General features: G+C 67.1%; 15 protein-coding genes and 1 pseudogene. 3 read left to right on the top strand and 13 right to left on the bottom strand.

Going from position 1 to position 16961, the window contains the following annotated elements; all coding sequences use genetic code 11:
* Both ACTHQX_RS19845 and ACTHQX_RS19840 read left to right on the top strand, forming a co-directional pair.
* Window positions 1-204: pseudogene (locus ACTHQX_RS19845) on the top strand (DUF3618 domain-containing protein); the annotation flags it as partial.
* Window positions 205-380: 176 nt separating this feature from the next.
* Window positions 381-2540, top strand: a complete 2160-nt coding sequence (locus ACTHQX_RS19840) for a transglycosylase domain-containing protein (RefSeq protein ID WP_440158837.1) — start codon at window positions 381-383, stop codon at window positions 2538-2540.
* Between the two features lie 22 nt (window positions 2541-2562).
* Here ACTHQX_RS19840 and ACTHQX_RS19835 read toward each other — a convergent pair whose 3' ends face one another.
* The 12 genes from ACTHQX_RS19835 to ACTHQX_RS19780 all read right to left on the bottom strand — a co-directional run bounded on the left by ACTHQX_RS19835 (window position 2563) and on the right by ACTHQX_RS19780 (window position 13683).
* Window positions 2563-3294, bottom strand: a complete 732-nt coding sequence (locus ACTHQX_RS19835; RefSeq protein ID WP_440158838.1) for an ANTAR domain-containing protein — start codon at window positions 3292-3294, stop codon at window positions 2563-2565.
* Window positions 3295-3361: 67 nt separating this feature from the next.
* Window positions 3362-3709, bottom strand: a complete 348-nt coding sequence (locus ACTHQX_RS19830; protein WP_440158839.1) for a DUF3846 domain-containing protein — start codon at window positions 3707-3709, stop codon at window positions 3362-3364.
* Between the two features lie 44 nt (window positions 3710-3753).
* A complete protein-coding gene (locus ACTHQX_RS19825; protein ID WP_440158840.1) occupies window positions 3754-4545 on the bottom strand; it encodes a DeoR/GlpR family DNA-binding transcription regulator in 792 nt (263 codons plus the stop codon).
* Between the two features lie 68 nt (window positions 4546-4613).
* Window positions 4614-5294, bottom strand: coding sequence for an SDR family NAD(P)-dependent oxidoreductase (locus tag ACTHQX_RS19820; protein WP_440158841.1), 681 nt, complete (start codon window positions 5292-5294; stop codon window positions 4614-4616).
* Window positions 5291-6583 carry a sialidase family protein gene (locus tag ACTHQX_RS19815; protein WP_440158842.1) on the bottom strand — a complete coding sequence of 431 codons (1293 nt, stop codon included), beginning with the start codon at window positions 6581-6583 and terminating at the stop codon, window positions 5291-5293. Before ACTHQX_RS19815 ends, ACTHQX_RS19820 begins: the two co-directional genes overlap by 4 nt.
* Before the next feature lie 3 nt (window positions 6584-6586).
* Window positions 6587-7363, bottom strand: coding sequence for an HpcH/HpaI aldolase family protein (locus ACTHQX_RS19810; protein ID WP_236806095.1), 777 nt, complete (start codon window positions 7361-7363; stop codon window positions 6587-6589).
* A gap of 53 nt (window positions 7364-7416) precedes the next feature.
* The gene (locus tag ACTHQX_RS19805) at window positions 7417-8406 is read right to left on the bottom strand and encodes an aldo/keto reductase (protein ID WP_440158843.1); all 990 of its coding nucleotides are present in this window, start codon (window positions 8404-8406) and stop codon (window positions 7417-7419) included.
* Window positions 8407-8492: 86 nt separating this feature from the next.
* A complete protein-coding gene (locus ACTHQX_RS19800; RefSeq protein WP_440158845.1) occupies window positions 8493-9317 on the bottom strand; it encodes an ATP-binding cassette domain-containing protein in 825 nt (274 codons plus the stop codon).
* Window positions 9310-10239 carry an ABC transporter ATP-binding protein gene (locus ACTHQX_RS19795; protein WP_440158846.1) on the bottom strand — a complete coding sequence of 310 codons (930 nt, stop codon included), beginning with the start codon at window positions 10237-10239 and terminating at the stop codon, window positions 9310-9312. The genes ACTHQX_RS19800 and ACTHQX_RS19795 overlap by 8 nt, the downstream gene beginning before the upstream one ends.
* A 1-nt stretch (window position 10240) precedes the next feature.
* The gene (locus ACTHQX_RS19790; RefSeq protein ID WP_440158847.1) at window positions 10241-11173 is read right to left on the bottom strand and encodes an ABC transporter permease; all 933 of its coding nucleotides are present in this window, start codon (window positions 11171-11173) and stop codon (window positions 10241-10243) included.
* Window positions 11170-12105: an ABC transporter permease gene (locus ACTHQX_RS19785; RefSeq protein WP_236806090.1), complete on the bottom strand. Its 936-nt coding sequence runs from the start codon at window positions 12103-12105 to the stop codon at window positions 11170-11172. The genes ACTHQX_RS19790 and ACTHQX_RS19785 overlap by 4 nt, the downstream gene beginning before the upstream one ends.
* Before the next feature lie 3 nt (window positions 12106-12108).
* Window positions 12109-13683: an ABC transporter substrate-binding protein gene (locus ACTHQX_RS19780; RefSeq protein ID WP_440158848.1), complete on the bottom strand. Its 1575-nt coding sequence runs from the start codon at window positions 13681-13683 to the stop codon at window positions 12109-12111.
* Window positions 13684-13845: 162 nt separating this feature from the next.
* Between ACTHQX_RS19780 and pdxA the strand changes: the two genes are divergently transcribed.
* On the top strand, window positions 13846-16164 hold the full coding sequence (gene pdxA, locus ACTHQX_RS19775) for a 4-hydroxythreonine-4-phosphate dehydrogenase PdxA (protein WP_440158849.1): 2319 nt from the start codon (window positions 13846-13848) through the stop codon (window positions 16162-16164).
* Window positions 16165-16180: 16 nt separating this feature from the next.
* On the opposite strand, the gene ACTHQX_RS19770 is transcribed toward pdxA, so the two are convergent.
* On the bottom strand, window positions 16181-16957 hold the full coding sequence (locus ACTHQX_RS19770) for an SDR family NAD(P)-dependent oxidoreductase (protein ID WP_440158850.1): 777 nt from the start codon (window positions 16955-16957) through the stop codon (window positions 16181-16183).
* Window positions 16958-16961: the final 4 nt, after the last annotated feature.

Genomic DNA, 16961 nt, shown 5'->3' with positions numbered 1-16961 from the left:
GCGGCCGAACCGATGACCAGCCAGGTCACCGAGGCCGCCAAGGACATGGCCCAGGGCTGGAAGGAACCCGCCCAGGAGGCCATGGAAAACGTCAAGGCCACCGCCACCGACGCCGCCCAGCACGTCAAGGACGAAGGCCAAACCGCCGCCTCCGACGTCAAAGCCACCGCCACGGACGCCAAGGACCACGTCCAGAACCCGTAACGCCGAGGAACGCTCCAAAGACTCCAAGTACGACGCCGGCCGGCCCGCCTTACGCGGGCCGGCCGGCCCGCCTTACGCGGGCCGGCCAAATCGTTTCCAACCGGCCCACGGTCTGGATCGGCCGTCACCTGACGCGTATTCTGGAGACACGCTTTTTTGGGGTGTGAACCGGAGTGATGGTACGCAAAAGCCTGACATCGAGATCTCACACGACCCTGGCAAGGATGCTCGGGTTCGTGGTCCTCAGCTGCATTTGTGGCGCCCTCGTTGCCGCCTACTTCGTTCCCCAACTTGCTGCTGCCGGCGCCGCCGTCAGCAGCTCGATGAACTTCTACAACGGCCTCCCCTCTGAGCTTGCGGTGCGTCCGCCGGCGCAAACCACCAGGATCCTGACGTCCGACGGCAAACTGATCGCCTCGTTTTACGAGGAAAACCGGGTGCGGGTCCCGCTCAAGGAGATGTCGCCCTACGTCAAGGACGCCGTGGTCGCGATAGAGGACAGCCGCTTCTACGAACACAGCGGCGTCGACCCCGTGGGCGTTCTGCGGGCGCTGGTGAGCAACGTCGCCGGCGGGGACCGACAAGGCGCATCCACCCTCACCCAGCAATACGTCACGAACGTGGCCAATGAAGCCAAGATCACCTCCGGCCGCGAGGATGAGGTGGTTCTCAGCGGCGAGAAGACCGTCGGCGACAAGGTCCGGGAAATGAAGCTCGCCATTGAGCTGGAGAAGAAATTCACCAAGGACCAGATCCTCGAGGGCTACCTCAACATCGTGTTCTTCAACCGCAGCGCCTACGGCATCGAGGCGGCCGCGCAGCATTTCTACAGCGTTCCGGCCAGCAAGCTCAGCCTCCCCCAGGCTGCAATGCTGGCAGGACTCGTCAACAGCCCCAGCCTCTATGACCCCGTGAGCAACCCGGAGAACTCGCTCAAGCGGCGCAACCTGGTCCTGGACGCCATGCTGGCGCAAGAAAAGATCACCAAGAAGCAGCATGACGATGCCGCTGCCACCGGTGTCGGCCTGAAAATCCGTAGCTCGAAGCAAGGCTGCGCCGCAGCCGCCATTGCCCCCTATTTCTGCGATTACGTATCCCACCTGATTCTCAACAACCGGGCCTACGGGCCGGACACGGAAGCCCGGGAGCAGAAACTGTTCAGGGGCGGACTGACCATCACCACCACGCTGGACAGCCGGCTGCAGGCAGCGGCCCAGTCACAGGTGAACTCCACCGCCGGCGCCAACCCGGCCAAGTGGGGAGCTTCCCTGCTGACGGTCCAGCCCGGTACCGGAAAAATCCTGGCGATGGCGCAGAACACGGTATTCCTCCCGGAGCCCGGCAAGTTCGATACCCAACTGAACTTCAACGTGGACGCCAAGGATGCCAACGGCAATGACCTTAACGGTGCGGGAGGGTTCCAGCCAGGATCCACCATGAAGCCGTTCACGTTCGCCGAGTGGCTGCACCAGGGACGGAAGATCACCGAAGAGGTGGACGCCTCACGTCGGGAGTACCCACTGGGATTCGGCTGGCGGGACTCGTGCGCCAAGGTGGTGGGCGGCTACAGCAGCAAGCAGCGCAGCGCCGGCCTCGAAGCTGCCGACGACCTGCAGAACGCGTCGGAGGGCTACTACCGTAGAATGCCAGCGAACTACGGGCTGTACAACTCCATCAACACGGCTACGTTTGCCGAGGTGGCACAGCTGGACATCTGCGGCATCGACAAAATGGTTGCGGCAGTGGGCCTGCGAAGCGGGCTGGACGGCTCAGAGATCAACATGCACCAGCTGGGCAATATTCTCGGTGGCACCGCCGTGTCACCGCTCAGCATGGCCACCGCCTTCGCCACCTTCGCCGCCGACGGCCGCTACTGCGCGCCGATTGCCATCCAGCGCGTCACCGACTTCGCCGGTCGGGCGCTGTCCAGCCAGAAGCCGGCATGCCGGGCCGCCGTCGAGCCGCAGATTGCCCGCGGCGTGAACTCGGTCCTGCAGGACGTGCTCAAGAAGGGTTCAGGCGTCTACATCAACCCGAAGGTCCAGAGCAAGGTCCCCGTGGCGGCCAAGACCGGCACCAACAACAGCAACGGCGCCACCTGGGTACTGGGCTACACCAGCGGCATGGCCACCGCATCCTTCTTCGGTGACGCCCTGAACGGCCAAAAGCGGCCGGGCAGGAACCTCACCATCAACGGCAAACACTACGACCGCATTGACGGCTACATGATCGCCGGGCCGCAATGGGCCAACTACATGCTCAAGGTCGCCAAGATGTATCCAGCCAAACCGTTTCCCAAGCCCCCGGCGTCCATGATCGGCAAGGGGGCCAAGTAGCCTCGATGCGGCTGTCCGAAGGCTAGTCGAAATGCGTCTCCACACCTGGTCCCGGAAGCCTGCCCAGCAGTTCCACGGCGACGTCGCGCAGCTTCTGGTTCCGGTTGCTCGAGACTTTTGCCAAAATGTCCATGGCTTCCTTTTGGGAGCACCTGTTCTGCGCCATGATGACGCCGCAGGCGACGTCAATCGCGGTCCGGCTCTGCATGGCGGCCTCCAGGTTCTGCGCCTTGGCCTGGGCAGCCCCGATCCGGACTGACAGGTGCAGCGCGCGGCTGGCCAGCTCACCGAATCCCACCGCCCTGTCGAAGAGCTCGGCCGTGAAAAGGTCCGGTGCCGGGCCGAAAAAGTTGAATGCTGCACTGGCGCCATCCCCGATGTCCAAGGGAACGCCCAATGTGGAGTACACGCCGTGCCCGACGAGCTGCTTCTGGTATTCCGGCCACCGTTCGTCCGTGGTGACGTCGTTGAGCAATTCCGGTGCCATGGTGAAGAGCGCCCGAATGCAAGGACCGTCGCCGACGCGCTGCTCGATCTGATCCAGCTCGACTGCCCGGGGGCTGCTGCCGGCAACTGTGGCGGTGTGCCGGTGCCGCTTCAATGTCACGGCGCATTCAATGCCGGTACCTGCCAGACCGGTGAGCGTGGATGCGGCAAATGTGGCCAGCCCTTGGAGGAAGCCGTCAACGCTTTCGGCCCCGATCAGGATGTCCTGCAGTTGCAGGACGGCCGAATCTTCGTTCGCTTCAGTCATTCCCCCATGCTAAACGCCAAAGGGCCCAGTTGTTCCGGGGAAGCGGAAAATCGGACTGCCTGCTCCCTCAGGCTGCCTGCGGCGTTCCGAAGAGTTCCGCTGCGAGGCGCAGCAGGTGTTCCGGGATGCTGGTGTCCTTGCCCTTGGCGTCACGGCCCACGATGACCGCCGGACCGCGGGCGGCGCCTGCGAGGTCAAGGCCGCAGTCGTGCATCAGTTGGTCGGCGCGGAGGTTCACCGGCAGGTTGGCCGAGGTTCCCTCGGCGTTGAGATAAAGGTGCCAGTCACCCCGGGCGACGGACTCGAAGTCGCCCCCGAGCAGGTCTTTGAGGCTGTCCGGCCCTTCCACGGGTACAACCCGGAGGGGTTCGCCGAGTCGGGGCGGGACTATCAAGGCGATATGTGCAGTGCTCATTTTGGGTCACTGTTAATAACAAATGCAGGCGTGCCGGTGTTCCCTCAGGCCGACTCCTGCTCCCCGGCCTGGACCTGGACCAGCTGCACCTGCACGCCGGCCTCCGTGAACAGTGCCACCTGGCCCGGATCAGCGCCGGAGTCCGTCACCAGGGTCCACGGCAGGGCAAGCTTGGCCCAGGCGTGGAACGGGCGCTTCCCCAGCTTGCCGGAGTCGGCCAGGACATAGACAGCCTCGCCGCGCCGGGCCATGAGTTCCTTGAGCCTGGTCTGCGCGTGGTCCGCCTCGCAGAGCCCGTCGTTGGCGGTGACGGCGTCCGCACCGAGGAACACCCGGTCAAAGCTCATCCGCTCCAAGGCCGCCTCGGCTAGGGGGCCCACGAACGTCTGGCTCACGCCCCGCAACCGGCCACCGAGGCAGTCCACCTGAATCCCCGGCGAGTCCGCGAGCTCCTGCAAGGTGTTGATTCCCGGCGTCGTGACGGACAGGTTCTCCCGGCCGCGCAGGGAGTGCGCCAAGGCACCGACCGTGGAGCCGCCGTCGAGCAGTACGTTCTCGCCGTCCTTCACCTCAGCAGCCGCCCAGGCTGCGATGGCGTGCTTTTGCTCGTACGCCTCACCGGTTCGCTGCCGCAGGGACGGTTCGGGGTGGGCGCCCAGCGCCACCGCCCCGCCGTAGGTCCGTGCCAGCTTGCCCTGCTCATTCAGCTGGGCAAGGTCCCGCCGGATGGTGGAGGCGGTGACCCGGAAATGACGTGACAGTTCCTCCACAGACGCCAGCCCCGTGGTGACGGCAAGGTGGTAGATCTCTTCGCGCCTGGCCTTGGCGGTGGTCATCTGTGGCTCTCCTTTGCTCTCACCATCGTAGGGCCAGTGGTTTCGACAGGCTCAACGGGATCGCCGCCTCACAGCGAGGCGCCGCCGCAGATCACGTAGTTCTGACCGGTGATGGACTTTCCGTGCGGCCCCAGCAGGAAGCCGGCGAGCGCCGCAACGTCCTCGGCATCCACCAGCTGGCCGAGCGCCGGGAGCTTCGGCGGGGTGGCCGCCCGGCCGGGGTCGGCAAGCATGGGCGTGTCCGTCGGCCCCGGCGAGAGCACGTTCACCGTGATGCCGCGTGGGGCAAGCTCCTGCGCCCACGTCCGGCCCATGCCCATCAGCGCCGCTTTGGTGGCCGCGTACTGGCTCTTGCCCGCCACGCCTGTGGAGGTCCGGCTGCCGATCAGCAGCACCCGGCCGCCGTCGGACATTCGCGGGACCACCTCGTTGGCCAACGCACTGGCGGCCCCGACGTGGACGGCGAACATGCCGGCGAGCGCCTCCGGGTCCAGCTCACCCAGCACCGCGGTGCGCTGGTATCCGGCGGCGTGCACCAGCGCGTCCGCCGGATCGATCCCCGCCGCCGTTTCCGCCAGCGACGACGGATCGGACAGGTCCGCGTGCAGCCACCGGAACCCGTGTCCGAGCGAAGTCTCGCTGCGGCTCAGCCCGGTGACGGTCCAGCCGTCGGCCAGCAGGCGTTCGGCGATCGCCTTGCCGATGCCGGAGCTGCAGCCCGTGACAATCGCGTGGCGGGTGCGGGTCACTGCCCGCCGCCCCCTTCACCCTTGCCAGCTTCGTCATCCCCTCCGGGAGTGCTGCTGCCCTGGTACGCCCACTGCGGGTCCACGCGGACGTACTTGATGGCCTGCCGGAAGTAGGTGTAGGCGATGTTCAGCGCACCGTCCGGGCCCTGGTGGACGGACGGGTAGGAATACTCCCGGTTCAGTCCGTCCCGGGAATTGTTGGAGAGGCAGTAGCCGTCCCCCACGTCGAGGTTCCGCCGGATGGGCCAGGTCCGGCCCGAGTCCTCGGAGATTGCCAGCGTCATGGGCGAGCGCGGCGTCCCCCAGAAGGCGCGCCGTTCGCCGTCGTCCGTTCCGGCGCCCGGGACCGGAGCCGGTTCCGCCAGCTGGCCCTGTTCGGCGGCCAGGCCGTCGTCATCGATTTCGTCGTAGAGCGACAGGCGCCGCTCGGTGTTTTCCTCCGCGCGGCTGTGGTTGTAGACCAGCGCCAGGCGGCCGTCGGCGAGCGCCGCGAACTGGATGGAGGAGTTGTTGTTGGGCAGTTCGGTGGGGACGGGCTCGCTCCAGGTGGTGCCGTCGTCGGTTGAGCGGGATTCGTAGATCGAGTCGGCCCACCGGCTGCGGAACAGCGCCAACAGCGAACCGTCGGCCACAGGCTGGATGTTCATGTGGACGCAACCCAGGCTTCCCGGCAGGATGTGCTCGCGCCAGGTGGCTCCGCCGTCGTCGGAAATCATCACGGCACTGTCGTCGCTGTTGCCCACCCACTTCTCCCCCGGCGTGGTGATGCAGCGGAAGATCGGGATGATCAGGCGGCCGGACGGCAGCAGCACCGGCAGCTGGCGGACGAACACGCCGCCCGTTTCGTTGGCCGGAAACACCGTTTCCACCGGCCCCCAGGTGCGGCCGCTGTCCGTGGAAGTACGACGGCGGACCTCCGCTGTGTCCTGGTTGCCCGCCTTTTGCGCGGTGTACAGGAGCCAGAGAACGCCGTCCTGGCCAGCCGGGCCGGGGGCGGTGAACAGGATGGGGTTCTGCTCCGAGCGGGTGGAGTCATCGGAGAGCTGCTGAGCCGGTGACCACTGGCTTCTGCCCGGCTCCAGGGTGGAGAACCAGATGGAGATGTCCGGCACGCCCTCCTGCGTGCCACCGAACCAGACGCAGCCGAGGCGGCCGTCGGGCAGGGTCAGGAGGTTGGCGGCGTGGCTCTGCACGGTGGGCGCCGGCAGGTACGCGAAGTCTGCGCCGTCAGCGCGCTTCACGGCGCCGTCGGGCGTGATGGTGCTGTACTCAGTGTTGGTGGTCTGCATGCCTCAGCCCTCCGACTTGGCGGCCGCCAGGTGTGCCTTTGCCGCCAGCTCCAGGTGTGTCAGGTCCGACGCGACGGTGGTGAACGTGTAGCCCTGCCGCAGCCGCTGGGCGGCGATCTCCCCGGCCGCGGTGTGGATGCCGGCGGCGATGCCTGCCGAGGCGGCCGCTTCAGCGACGGTTTCCAGGGCGGCGTTGAACTCGGCCTCGATGGCGGGGTCGCCCGGGAAGGCACCGCCGACGGCGATGGCCAGGTCCGAGGGGCCCACGTAGATGCCGTCCAGGCCGGGCGTCGCGCAGATCTCCTTCACGTTGGCCAGCCCCTCGGGCGTCTCGATCATGGCGAAGACCAGGGTGGCGGCGTTGGAGTCAGCCGGGACCGGGCCGATGCGCAGCGCCGAGCGCATCGGCCCGTAGGAGCGGCCGCCCATGGGTGGGTACTTCGCTGCGGCGACCGCGGCCGCGGCGTCCGCAGCGTTGTTGATGAGGGGGACGATCACTCCGACGGCGCCGGCGTCGAGGGCCTTGCCGATCGCGGTGAAGTCGTTGGCCTCCACGCGCACCATACCGACGGCGGTGTGCCCGGCGTCGATGGCCATGAGGCCGTTCAGCACGCCCGAGTATCCGAGCAGCCCGTGCTGGGCGTCCAGGGCAACGTAGTCATACCCGAGCCGGCCAATGCGTTCCGTTGCCACAGGCGCGTCCAGTACGGCCCAGTAGCCGACGGCCTGCTCACGGGCACGGATCTTGCGGGCGAATTCAATGGCTAGGTCCGATGTCATCTGTATCTTCTACCTTCAGTTCGTGGGTGTGACGGCGAGCAGTTGTGTATACGTCAGCGGTTATATGCCGGCATGGGTCCGCGGAGTCCGGAGCCGATGGCGTCGCAGGAGCTGATGACGTCCTCGGGCAGCGGCCCCTTGGCCACGGCGGCGATGTTGGCGCGGAGCTGCTCCACTTTGGAGCCGCCCAGCAGCAAGGAGCCGACGCCCTTCCGGTAGGCGAGCCAGCGCAGTGACAGCTCGGCCAGAGTGATGCCTGCCGCGTCGGCGATGGCACCAAGGGCTGTGACGTAGACGAACAGCTGCTTGTCCCAGTAGCGCTGGGAGTACATGGCAGCCAGCTTGGAATCACCGAAGCGGCCCTCCGAGGGCTTGGCCTCGAAGCTGTGCTTGCCGGTGAGCAGGCCGCCGCCGAGCGGGTTGTAGACCATGGTGTGCACGTTGTGGGTGGCGGCGAATTCGAGGTATTCCTCCTCCACCCGCCGGGCCACCAGATTGTAGAGCTGCTGGGCGACAACGGGCCGGGGTGCGCCCACCTCGCGGGCAACGTGGATGACGTCGGCGATCTGCCAGGCCGCGAAGTTGGAGACGCCCAGCGCCCCGATCTTCCCTTCTTCCACCAGCTCCGCCACGGTGCGCAGGGTCTCCTGCAGGGGCGTGGCACGGTCCGGCTGGTGGAGATAGAACAGGTCGATGCTGTCCACGCCGAGCCGTCGGAGGCTGCCCTCGACGCTGTTGCGCAGCCCTTGGGGGGACAGCGGCGAGTGCTGGCCGTGGTCCGGGTGCGGCATGCCGGCCTTGGAGGCGAGGATGACCTCATCGCGGCGCCCCTTGAGGAGGCGGCCGAGCATTTCCTCGGTCACGCCGCCGACGTACGCGTTGGCGGTGTCGATGGTGGTGATGCCGGCGTCGAGCGCCTCCTCCACCATGCGTCCGGCGGTGGCCTCGTCGGCGGTGTCGCCGAACGTCATGGTGCCCAGGACCAGCCGCGAGATGGGAAGCTTCAGTCCTTCCACCGGGTTGCCTTCTGGCTGCTTGCTCATGCGTTGATTCTCCGTGGTTGCAGTGTCTGTGCGGTTGCAATGTGGTTGGGTTCGGGGCGGGTAACGGCCGGATCAGTGGAGCGGCGTCAGCCTTTCAGGGCCAGCGACCGGACCACGTGCCGCGGCTTGAGGCCGCGCATGGTGGACGGGTCCAGCGCCGCACGGCGGAGCTTGCGGGTGTAGTCCTCCTTGGGCGCGGTCAGCACGGATGCAGTGCTGCCGGACTCCACGAGCTTGCCGCGCTGCATAACCATGACGCTATCGCTGATCTCCTGCACCACGCCAAGGTTGTGCGAGATGAACACGTAGGTGATGCCGGTTTCGTCCTGGATGGACTTCAGCAGCCGCAGCACCTGGGCCTGGACGGACACGTCGAGCGCGCTCGTGGCTTCGTCGCAGACCAGCAGCTCCGGCTTGGAGGCGAGCGCCCGGGCAATGCCGATGCGCTGCCGCTGGCCGCCGGAGAACTCGGCAGGGTGGCGGTCCAGGGACCTGGCCGGCAGGCCAACCTGGTCGATCAGCTTCGCTGCTTCCTTGTGCCGCTCGGCCTTGGACCGGACGCCCTGCAGCTTCAGCGGTTCGGCCACGATTTCCTGGGCGGTGAGGTGCGGGTCCAGGGAGCCGTACGGGTCCTGGAAGACCATCTGGAACTTGGAACGCAGCGGCCGCAGCTTGGCTTCGCTGAGTGCGGCCAGGTCTGTGCCGTCCAGTTCGATCCGCCCGCTGGCCGGGGTCACCAGGCGCATCAGCGCCTTGGCGATCGTGGACTTTCCGCAGCCGGATTCACCGACGACGGCGATCGTCTTGCCCTTGTCCACGGAAAAGGACACGTCATCCACGGCGCGGAACGTGCCGCCGGGAACGTGGTAGTCCACCACGAGGTTCTCGACGCAGAGGAACGGCTTAGTCATTCTGGACTCCGGTGCTGGTCAGGGCGGCGTCGCCGGCCGCGGAGGTCTTGGATGCGGAGGTCTTGGATGCGGATTTGGAGGTGTTGCCAGGGGTTTCGTCCCAGGGCCCCAGGACCGGCACGGCGGCCAGCAGGTTGCGGGTGTATTCCGTGGCCGGCTGCTCCACGACCTGCTGGACATCCCCGGACTCCACGAAGGAACCGTCCTTCATCACGTGGATGCGGTCCGAGATCAGCCGGGCCACGCCGAGGTCGTGCGTGATCATCAGAATGCCGATGCCGCGCTGCTCCTGGAGTTCCAGCAGCAGGTCCAGGATGCCGGCCTGCACCGTGACGTCCAGGGCCGAGGTGGGCTCGTCTGCCACCAGGAGCTGCGGCTCACTGGCCAGCGCGATCGCTATCAGCACGCGCTGGAGCATGCCGCCGGAGAGCTGGTGCGGGTACTTCTTCAGCTGCACCTCCGGCGTCGGAATGTGGACCTGTTCCAGCAACCGGATGGCGCGGGCGCGGACGGCGTCCTTCTCCTTGGAGGCGGCGCCGGCAATCCGGATGGCCTCGGAGAGCTGGCTGCCGATCGAGTGCACGGGGCTCAGCGCCGTCATGGGGTCCTGCGGGATGAGCGCGACTGTCCGGCCGCGGACCTTGTCGATGGCCTTGGGTACGGCCACCACGTCCACGCCGTCGATGAGCACGGTGCCGGAAAGCACCGCCAGATCGTCCGGGAGCAGGCGCAGGATGCCCATCGCCGTCGTCGATTTGCCCGAACCGGACTCACCGATGATGGTGACCGTTTCGCCGCGGTGGATGCTGAAGTTCACCGAATCAACGGCCCGGATGATGCCGGCGTCGGTGATCAGCTCCACCTGGAAGTCGCGGACCTCGAGCAGGGCCTGTTCCTTGTGGCTCGTAGCTTGTGCGGTCATGTCAGGCACCCTTCTTTTTGCGGCGGGGACGGTCGCGGAGGCCGTCGCCCAGCAGGTTCACACCCACCACCATCAGCACGATCACCAGGCCGGGCAGGGTGACCATCCACCAGGAGGTGGTGATGTAGTCCTGGCCGTCGGAGATGATGCGTCCCCAAGTGGCGAACGGACGCTGGGGGCCGGCGCCGAGGAAGCTGAGGGCACTCTCGAGCAGGACGGCCTGGGCCAGGAGCAGCAGCACCACGAGGGTCGCCTGCTTGATGACGTTCGGGATGATGTGCTGGATGAGGATCTGGATGCGGTGCAGCCCCAGGATGCGCGCCGCGGAGACGTACGGTTTTTCGCGTTCCACGAGCACCATGGATCTGGTCAGCCTGGCCACCTCCGGCCATTGCGCAATCGCAATGACGAAGGTGATCACCGGGATGGACGGGCCGAAGAGGGCCACCACCAACAGCAGCATCATGAGGAGCGGCAGGGACATCTGGGCCTCGAGGACCCGCGAGACCACCGTGTCCACCCAGCCGCCGAAGTAGCCAGCGGCGGCACCGAGGATGATGCCGATGGCGCCGGAGACCACCACGGCCAGGATGCCGATGGTCAGGGAGACCTGGCCGCCGTGCAGGACGCGGGACAGCAGGTCGCGGCCCAGCTGGTCGGTGCCGAACAGGTGGCCGTCCACCAGCGGGGCGAGGCGGCGGGCGGACAGGTCCTGGTGGTTGGCGTCCGGCAGCGGCAGCACCTGGGCCAGCAGGATGGGAATGATCACGATCAGCGTGCAGACGGCGCCGATGCGCAGCTTCCACTTGGCCGCGTTGCGGCGGCGGGTGGCGCCGGCCTTCGCGATGAGCTCCTTGGTGACGGCGCTGGCCGAGGGGGTCCGGGGCGGTTGTGGGGCGGAGGCCGCCGGCGTTGCGGTGTCGCTGAGGCTCATGCTGCTGCCGCCTTTCCAAGACGAACGCGGGGATCAAGAAGCGGGTAGGCGAGGTCGATGACGAGCTGGACGGCCACGGCCAGCAGCGACGTCAGCAGGACGGTCGCCTGGATGAGGGGGTAGTCGCGGGTTTCGAGGGCGCGGACAATGAGGGAGCCGACGCCGGGCCAGGCGAACACCACTTCCACCACCACCACGCCGTTGAGCATGGCGGCGAAGCGGGTGCCCAGGGCGGTGAAGACCGGGATGGCGGAGTTGCCCATGGCATAGCGCCAGGTCAGCGCCGGACTGCCCACTCCCCTTGACCGCGCCACGGTCAGGTAAGGGGCGGCGAAGTTGGACGTCATCTCCCGCCGCACCATCCGGGAAATCAGCGCGATCTGCAGGATGGCGATAGTGACGGTGGGCAGGACCAGCCCGCCCCAGGTCGCGAAGCCGGAGGCCGGGAACAGCGGGATCAGGACGGCGAACCCGGTGAGGAGCATGATGCCGGTCCAGAAGTCCGGCATGGACTGCCCGGCGATGGTGAGGACGTTGACGCCGAGTTCCCGGTTGGTGTCCGGGCGGCGGGCCATCCACACGCCCAGCGGAATGGCGATCACGGCGGTCAGGAGGATTGCCGCGGTGGCCAGCGTCAGCGTGTACGGCATCCGCTCCGCCACCACCTGCATGGCCGGCGCCTGGAAGGAGTAGGAGGTGCCGAGGTTGCCGGTGAACAGCTGCTGCAGGAAGATCCAGTACTGCTCCAGCACGGGACGGTCCAAGCCGAACTGTTCGCGGACCTTGGCCAACTGTTCGGTGGTGGCCAGCGGTCCGGCGTAGGACACGGCCGGATCACCGGGGGCCAGGCGGATCAGGATGAAGACCGTGGAAACCGTCAGGAACACGGTCAGCAGGCCTTGGCCCAGCCGTTTGAGGATGTACTTGGTCATGACTCAGGCCTCCAACCGGACGTCAACAAGGGGGTAGGAGTTGGTGGGGGCCAGCGACAGATCTGCCACGCGCTTCTGGTGGGCCAGCACGGACTTGGGAACGAATGCCCAGGCACAGGGCCAGGTGTCCCAAATGGCCTTCTGCGCAGTGGCGAGCAGCTGCTCGCGGCGCACCGGGTCCACCTCGGAGGATGCGGCCTGGATCTTGGCCTGAACGTCCGGGACCACGTAGCCCTGGTAGGTGTCGCGGGTCTTTTCCTTTTCCGCGGTTCCGGCGTACATCCCCTGCATCATGGTGATAGCCAGGCCGGTGGGGCTGCTGAAGCCGTTGCCCAGCAGGTCCCAGTCACCCTGCTTGCCCTGGCGCCAGGCCAGGATGTTGCCGCCGGGCTCGAACTGCTGCAGCTGGGTCTTCACCCCGATGTTGCCGAACATCTCCACGAGGGCTTCCATCACGGAGGTGTCGGAGGCGAACTCGCCGGTTTCCCAGATGATCTTCAGGTTCAGGTCCGTGACGCCGAGGCTCTTCAGCGTGGCCTTGGCCTTCTCCGGGTCGTAGGTGTAGTTGCCGGTCTTGGAGAAGCCGGTAAGGCTGGACGGAACCACACCTTCGGCCTCGCTGACCGAATCGACCAGGACGTCGTTGACCAGGGCTTCGCCGTCGACCGCCCAGCTGAGTGCCTCACGGACGCGGGCATCGGACAGCGGGTGGCTGGAGGGCTTGCGGAAGTTGTAGAAAATCTGGTTCAGCCGGAGGCTTGACGCCTCCGCAAGGACGACGCCGGGAAGTCCGGCCAGCTGCTCGCGCGAGTCGGGCGTGATGGAGTCAATAACGTCCACCTCGCCGCTCCGCAGCGCAATGACGCGGCTGGATTCCTCGGGCAGGAAGCGGACCTCGACGTTGTCCACCTTGGGGGCGGGGCCCCAGTAGTTCTCGTTGCGCTTGAGGCTGTAGGTGCCGGCGCCCCGGTTGAACTTGGTAACAACGTACGGGCCGGTGCCCACGCCTTCCTGCAGCTCCTCCGGCTTGTTCTTGGCTGCCGGGCTGATCAGGATCATGCTCATGAGGGAATCGAGGATGGGGATGGGGTTCTTGGACTCCATCCGGAACGTCCGGTCATCCACCGGAACCACCGTGGGGAACTCGGGGAAGAACCCGGCGACGAAGGAACCCTGCACCTGCTGGTACATCTTCAGTGCCGTGGCGATGTCCTCGATGGCCACCGGGGTGCCGTCCGAGTAGCGGACGCCTTCGCGCAGCCGCACGGTCCAGGCGGTTGGTGAGGTCATCTCAAATCGGTCCGCGAGGACCAGGATCGGCTTGGTTTCGGGGCCGATGGCGGTCAGTCCCTGCCGCACAGCGCGCTGGACGGTGACGGCGGCGTCGAACTGGTTGAGCTTGTTGTCCAGGCTGACGAGGGACCTGTTAAGGGCCAGCGTCAGTGTGCTGGGCCCCGGCAGGCCCGTGGGGCCGGCACACCCGGCCATGGAGCCTGTGCCCAGGAGAAATCCGGCGGCTGCGCCGAACTGCAGGAGGCGGCGCCGTGAGATCTCACTTCCTTGAGGAAGAACGGTCATCGTTGACCTCTCGGTTGAATGGGACGGCTGGGGGCCGGATGGCCTGCGCCGTGTTACATGCATCACTCTGCCACGTCTGCGCAAAACGCGCAACAGCTCTAGCGCGATTCGCGCAGTCATGCCATCATGGTGCTACCGACAACCAGAAGAAGGGAGGACGACGTGGCTACAGTACTCATCCAGGCCGACGACTTTTCCGGCGCAGCAGAAGTGGGGCAGTGCTTTGCAGCCCAGGGACTGGACACGCGCCTCCTCCTGTCTCCCGCGGATGGGGGCACCGAATACGCCCCGGACGTTTTGGTGGTCGACACGCACTCGCGGGCAGTGGCCCCGGACGTCGCCGCCGCGGCGTCGGCCGCCGTCTTCGGCAGCCCTGCCGCAGACGGCGCGGGGGTCCTGTTCAAGAAAATCGATTCGCTGTGGCGGGGCAATATCGGCCCGGAAATCACGGCACTGTCGGCGCTGGGCTACCACGTGGTGGTGGCTGGCGCACTCCCCCAGCTCAACCGGACAGTCGTGGGCGGCCGGCCCTTTGCCGACGGCGCCCGGCTGGACGGCACGGACCTATGGCGGGCAGAACAAGCCGCCCCGCCCGCGGAGATTTCGCAGCTGTTCGGTTCCACCTCCGCAGTGCAGCTTGCCGGGCTGTCCGCGGTGCGCTCGGGCGGCCTGGCGGTTTTCCTCGCCGATGCCTTTTCCGACGGCGGTCCCGTCACCGTGATCGTCGACGGCGAGACTCCGGACGACCTGGAGGCCGCCGCGGACGCGCTACTGGACCTGGACTTCAAGGCCGGCGGACGGCGCATCGTGCTGGCCGGGACCGGTGGCATGGCGCTGCTGCTGGCGGACAAACTGAGCGTCAGCTCTGCGCGGAACGCGCAAAAAACAGCGACGCAAGGCCTGACAACGGCGGGCGGACCGCGGCCGCTGCTGGCCGCCGTCGGCTCCGCCTCGGCGAAGGCCGCGGCGCAGCTGCTGAACCTGGAAGCCGGCGGCTTCACCGCCCTGCGGATCGCTCCCGGCGAGCTGCAGCGTCCTGGGGATTTCCGCTCAAGGCTCGCGGAAGCCCAGCAACTCCTGGCAGCAGGCGAGCCGGCAGCGCTGACTGTCAGTGCCGCCGTCGTCAATCCCGACGAGTCCGCCACGATCGTGCGGAACCTCGCGCGGCTGGTGGCCAAAGCGGCCACAGGTTCCGCGGCAGCAGACCTGGTCCTCACCGGCGGCGAAACGGCCCGCGAGGTGCTCGACGCCCTCGGCGTCCGTTCGCTGACCCCGTTGGCGTCCGTACAGCATGGCGCCGTGGTCAGCCTTTCCGATGACGGGCGGCTGGTGGGCACCAAGCCCGGCAGCTTCGGCGACAGCGACGCCCTCGTCCAGCTCTACTCCGCCATCAAAGACCTTCGGTCTTCCAACAGCACTTCCCACCCCTCCCACTCACCTGGAGCTCCAATGACATCTGCAGTGAACGCAACCGAACACGACACCCGGCCCTTCATCGCCGTGACCATGGGCGACGGCGCCGGCGTCGGCCCCGAGGTGACCGTCGGTGCCCTTCTTGACCAGAACGCTTACCGCGACTGCCGCCCGGTGGTCATCGGCGACGTCCACCGGCTGCAGCTGGGGGCCAAGGCTCTGGGCGTGGAAGCGAACATCGTCGAGGTGGAGAACGTGGGCGACGCCGTCTTCGAAGCCGGCCGGATCAACGTGATCGACCCGAAGCTGCTTTCGGCCGACCTCCCCTGGGGCCAGGAGTCCGCGGAGGCCGGCAACGCCGCCTACCACTACATCCGGATCGCGTGCGAGCTGGGCATGGCCGGACAGGTCCAGGGCATCTGCACCGCGCCGCTGAACAAGGCGGCGCTGCACAAGGCCGGGCACGTCTACCCGGGCCACACCGAACTGCTCGCGCACTTCATGGGTGTCGAGGAAGTGTCCATGATGCTGTCCACGCCCAAGGTCAAGGTCATCCACGTCACCACCCACATCGGCCTCATCGATGCCATCAACAAGATCGAGCCAGGCCTGGTTGAGCGGACCGTGCGCCGCGGCCACAGCGCCATGCAGCGCGCCGGCATCGCCACCCCGAAGATCGGCGTGTGCGCCATCAACCCGCACGCCGGCGAAAACGGCCTCTTCGGCTACGGCGAGGAGGCGGAGAAGATCACCCCGGCCATCGAGAAGCTCCAGGCTGACGGCATCGACGCCCGCGGCCCGCTGCCGGCGGACACGGCGTTCTTCCTGGCCGGCCGCGGCGACTATGACCTCATCGTGGCGATGTACCACGACCAGGGCCACGGGCCGATCAAGGTCCTCGGCATCGAGGCCGGCGTCAACATCACGGTGGGCCTGCCCGTCATCCGGACGTCAGTGGACCACGGCACGGCCTTCGACATCGCGGGCAAGGGCATCGTGGACGTCCGCAGCATGATCGAGGCGCTGCGCCAGGCAGCGGAGATGTCGCCCAGCCCAGCAGCAGCCTGAGCACTACCGCTGACAGTCAGGAAATCTGCAGGCCGCCGTTGATGTCGTACGTCGCGGCGGTGATGTAGCCGGCGTCCTCCCCCATCAGGAACGCCATGAGGGCGGCGATGTCCCGGACCGTGCCCACCCTGCCCACGAGGATGTCCCTTGACATGTCCGCCTTGCGTTCATCGGTCAAGGTGCCGCCCATGATGTCGGTGTCCACGGGGCCGGGGGCGATGCAGTTGACGGTGATGTTGTGCTGGCCCATCTCCCGCGCGAGTGCCCGGGTGAAGCCGATGATGGCTGCCTTGGACGAGCTGTACGCCACCTTCGAGTAGGTGCCGCCGCCGCGCTGCGCGGAGATGGAGGACACGCTGACCACGCGGCCGAGCCTGCGTTCGATCATGCCTCGGAGCACGCGCTGCGTGACCAGGAACGTGCCGGTCATGTTGATCCGGAACACCCGCTCCCAGGCTTCGAGCGTCTCGTCCATGAATTCCGTGGGCGAGCTGATGCCTGCGAGGTTGGCCAGTCCCACGATGGGCGGCATGTTGGCCTCCACCTCGTCGATGGCGGAGTTCACGGCGGCCTGGTCGGAGACGTCGGCCCCCACTCCCCTGGCCGCCACCCCGTACACCGAGGAGATGTCCTCCGCAGCGCGCCGGGCAGCGTCGCCGTCAATATCGAGAATGGCCGCGGACCAGCCGTGGCTGGCGAGCATTTCCGCCGTTGCGCGGCCAATGCCGCGTGCGGAGGCGGCCCCGGTCAGCACCGCGGTGCGTTCGGCCGGGAACGTGTCGTGGTGCGTCATGTCC

It is taken from the genome of Arthrobacter sp. SAFR-023, from assembly GCF_051965295.1.
GTDB lineage: Bacteria > Actinomycetota > Actinomycetes > Actinomycetales > Micrococcaceae > Arthrobacter.
Note: the sequence above shows the minus strand (reverse complement) of the source record. Positions and strands in the feature narration are given on the sequence as shown.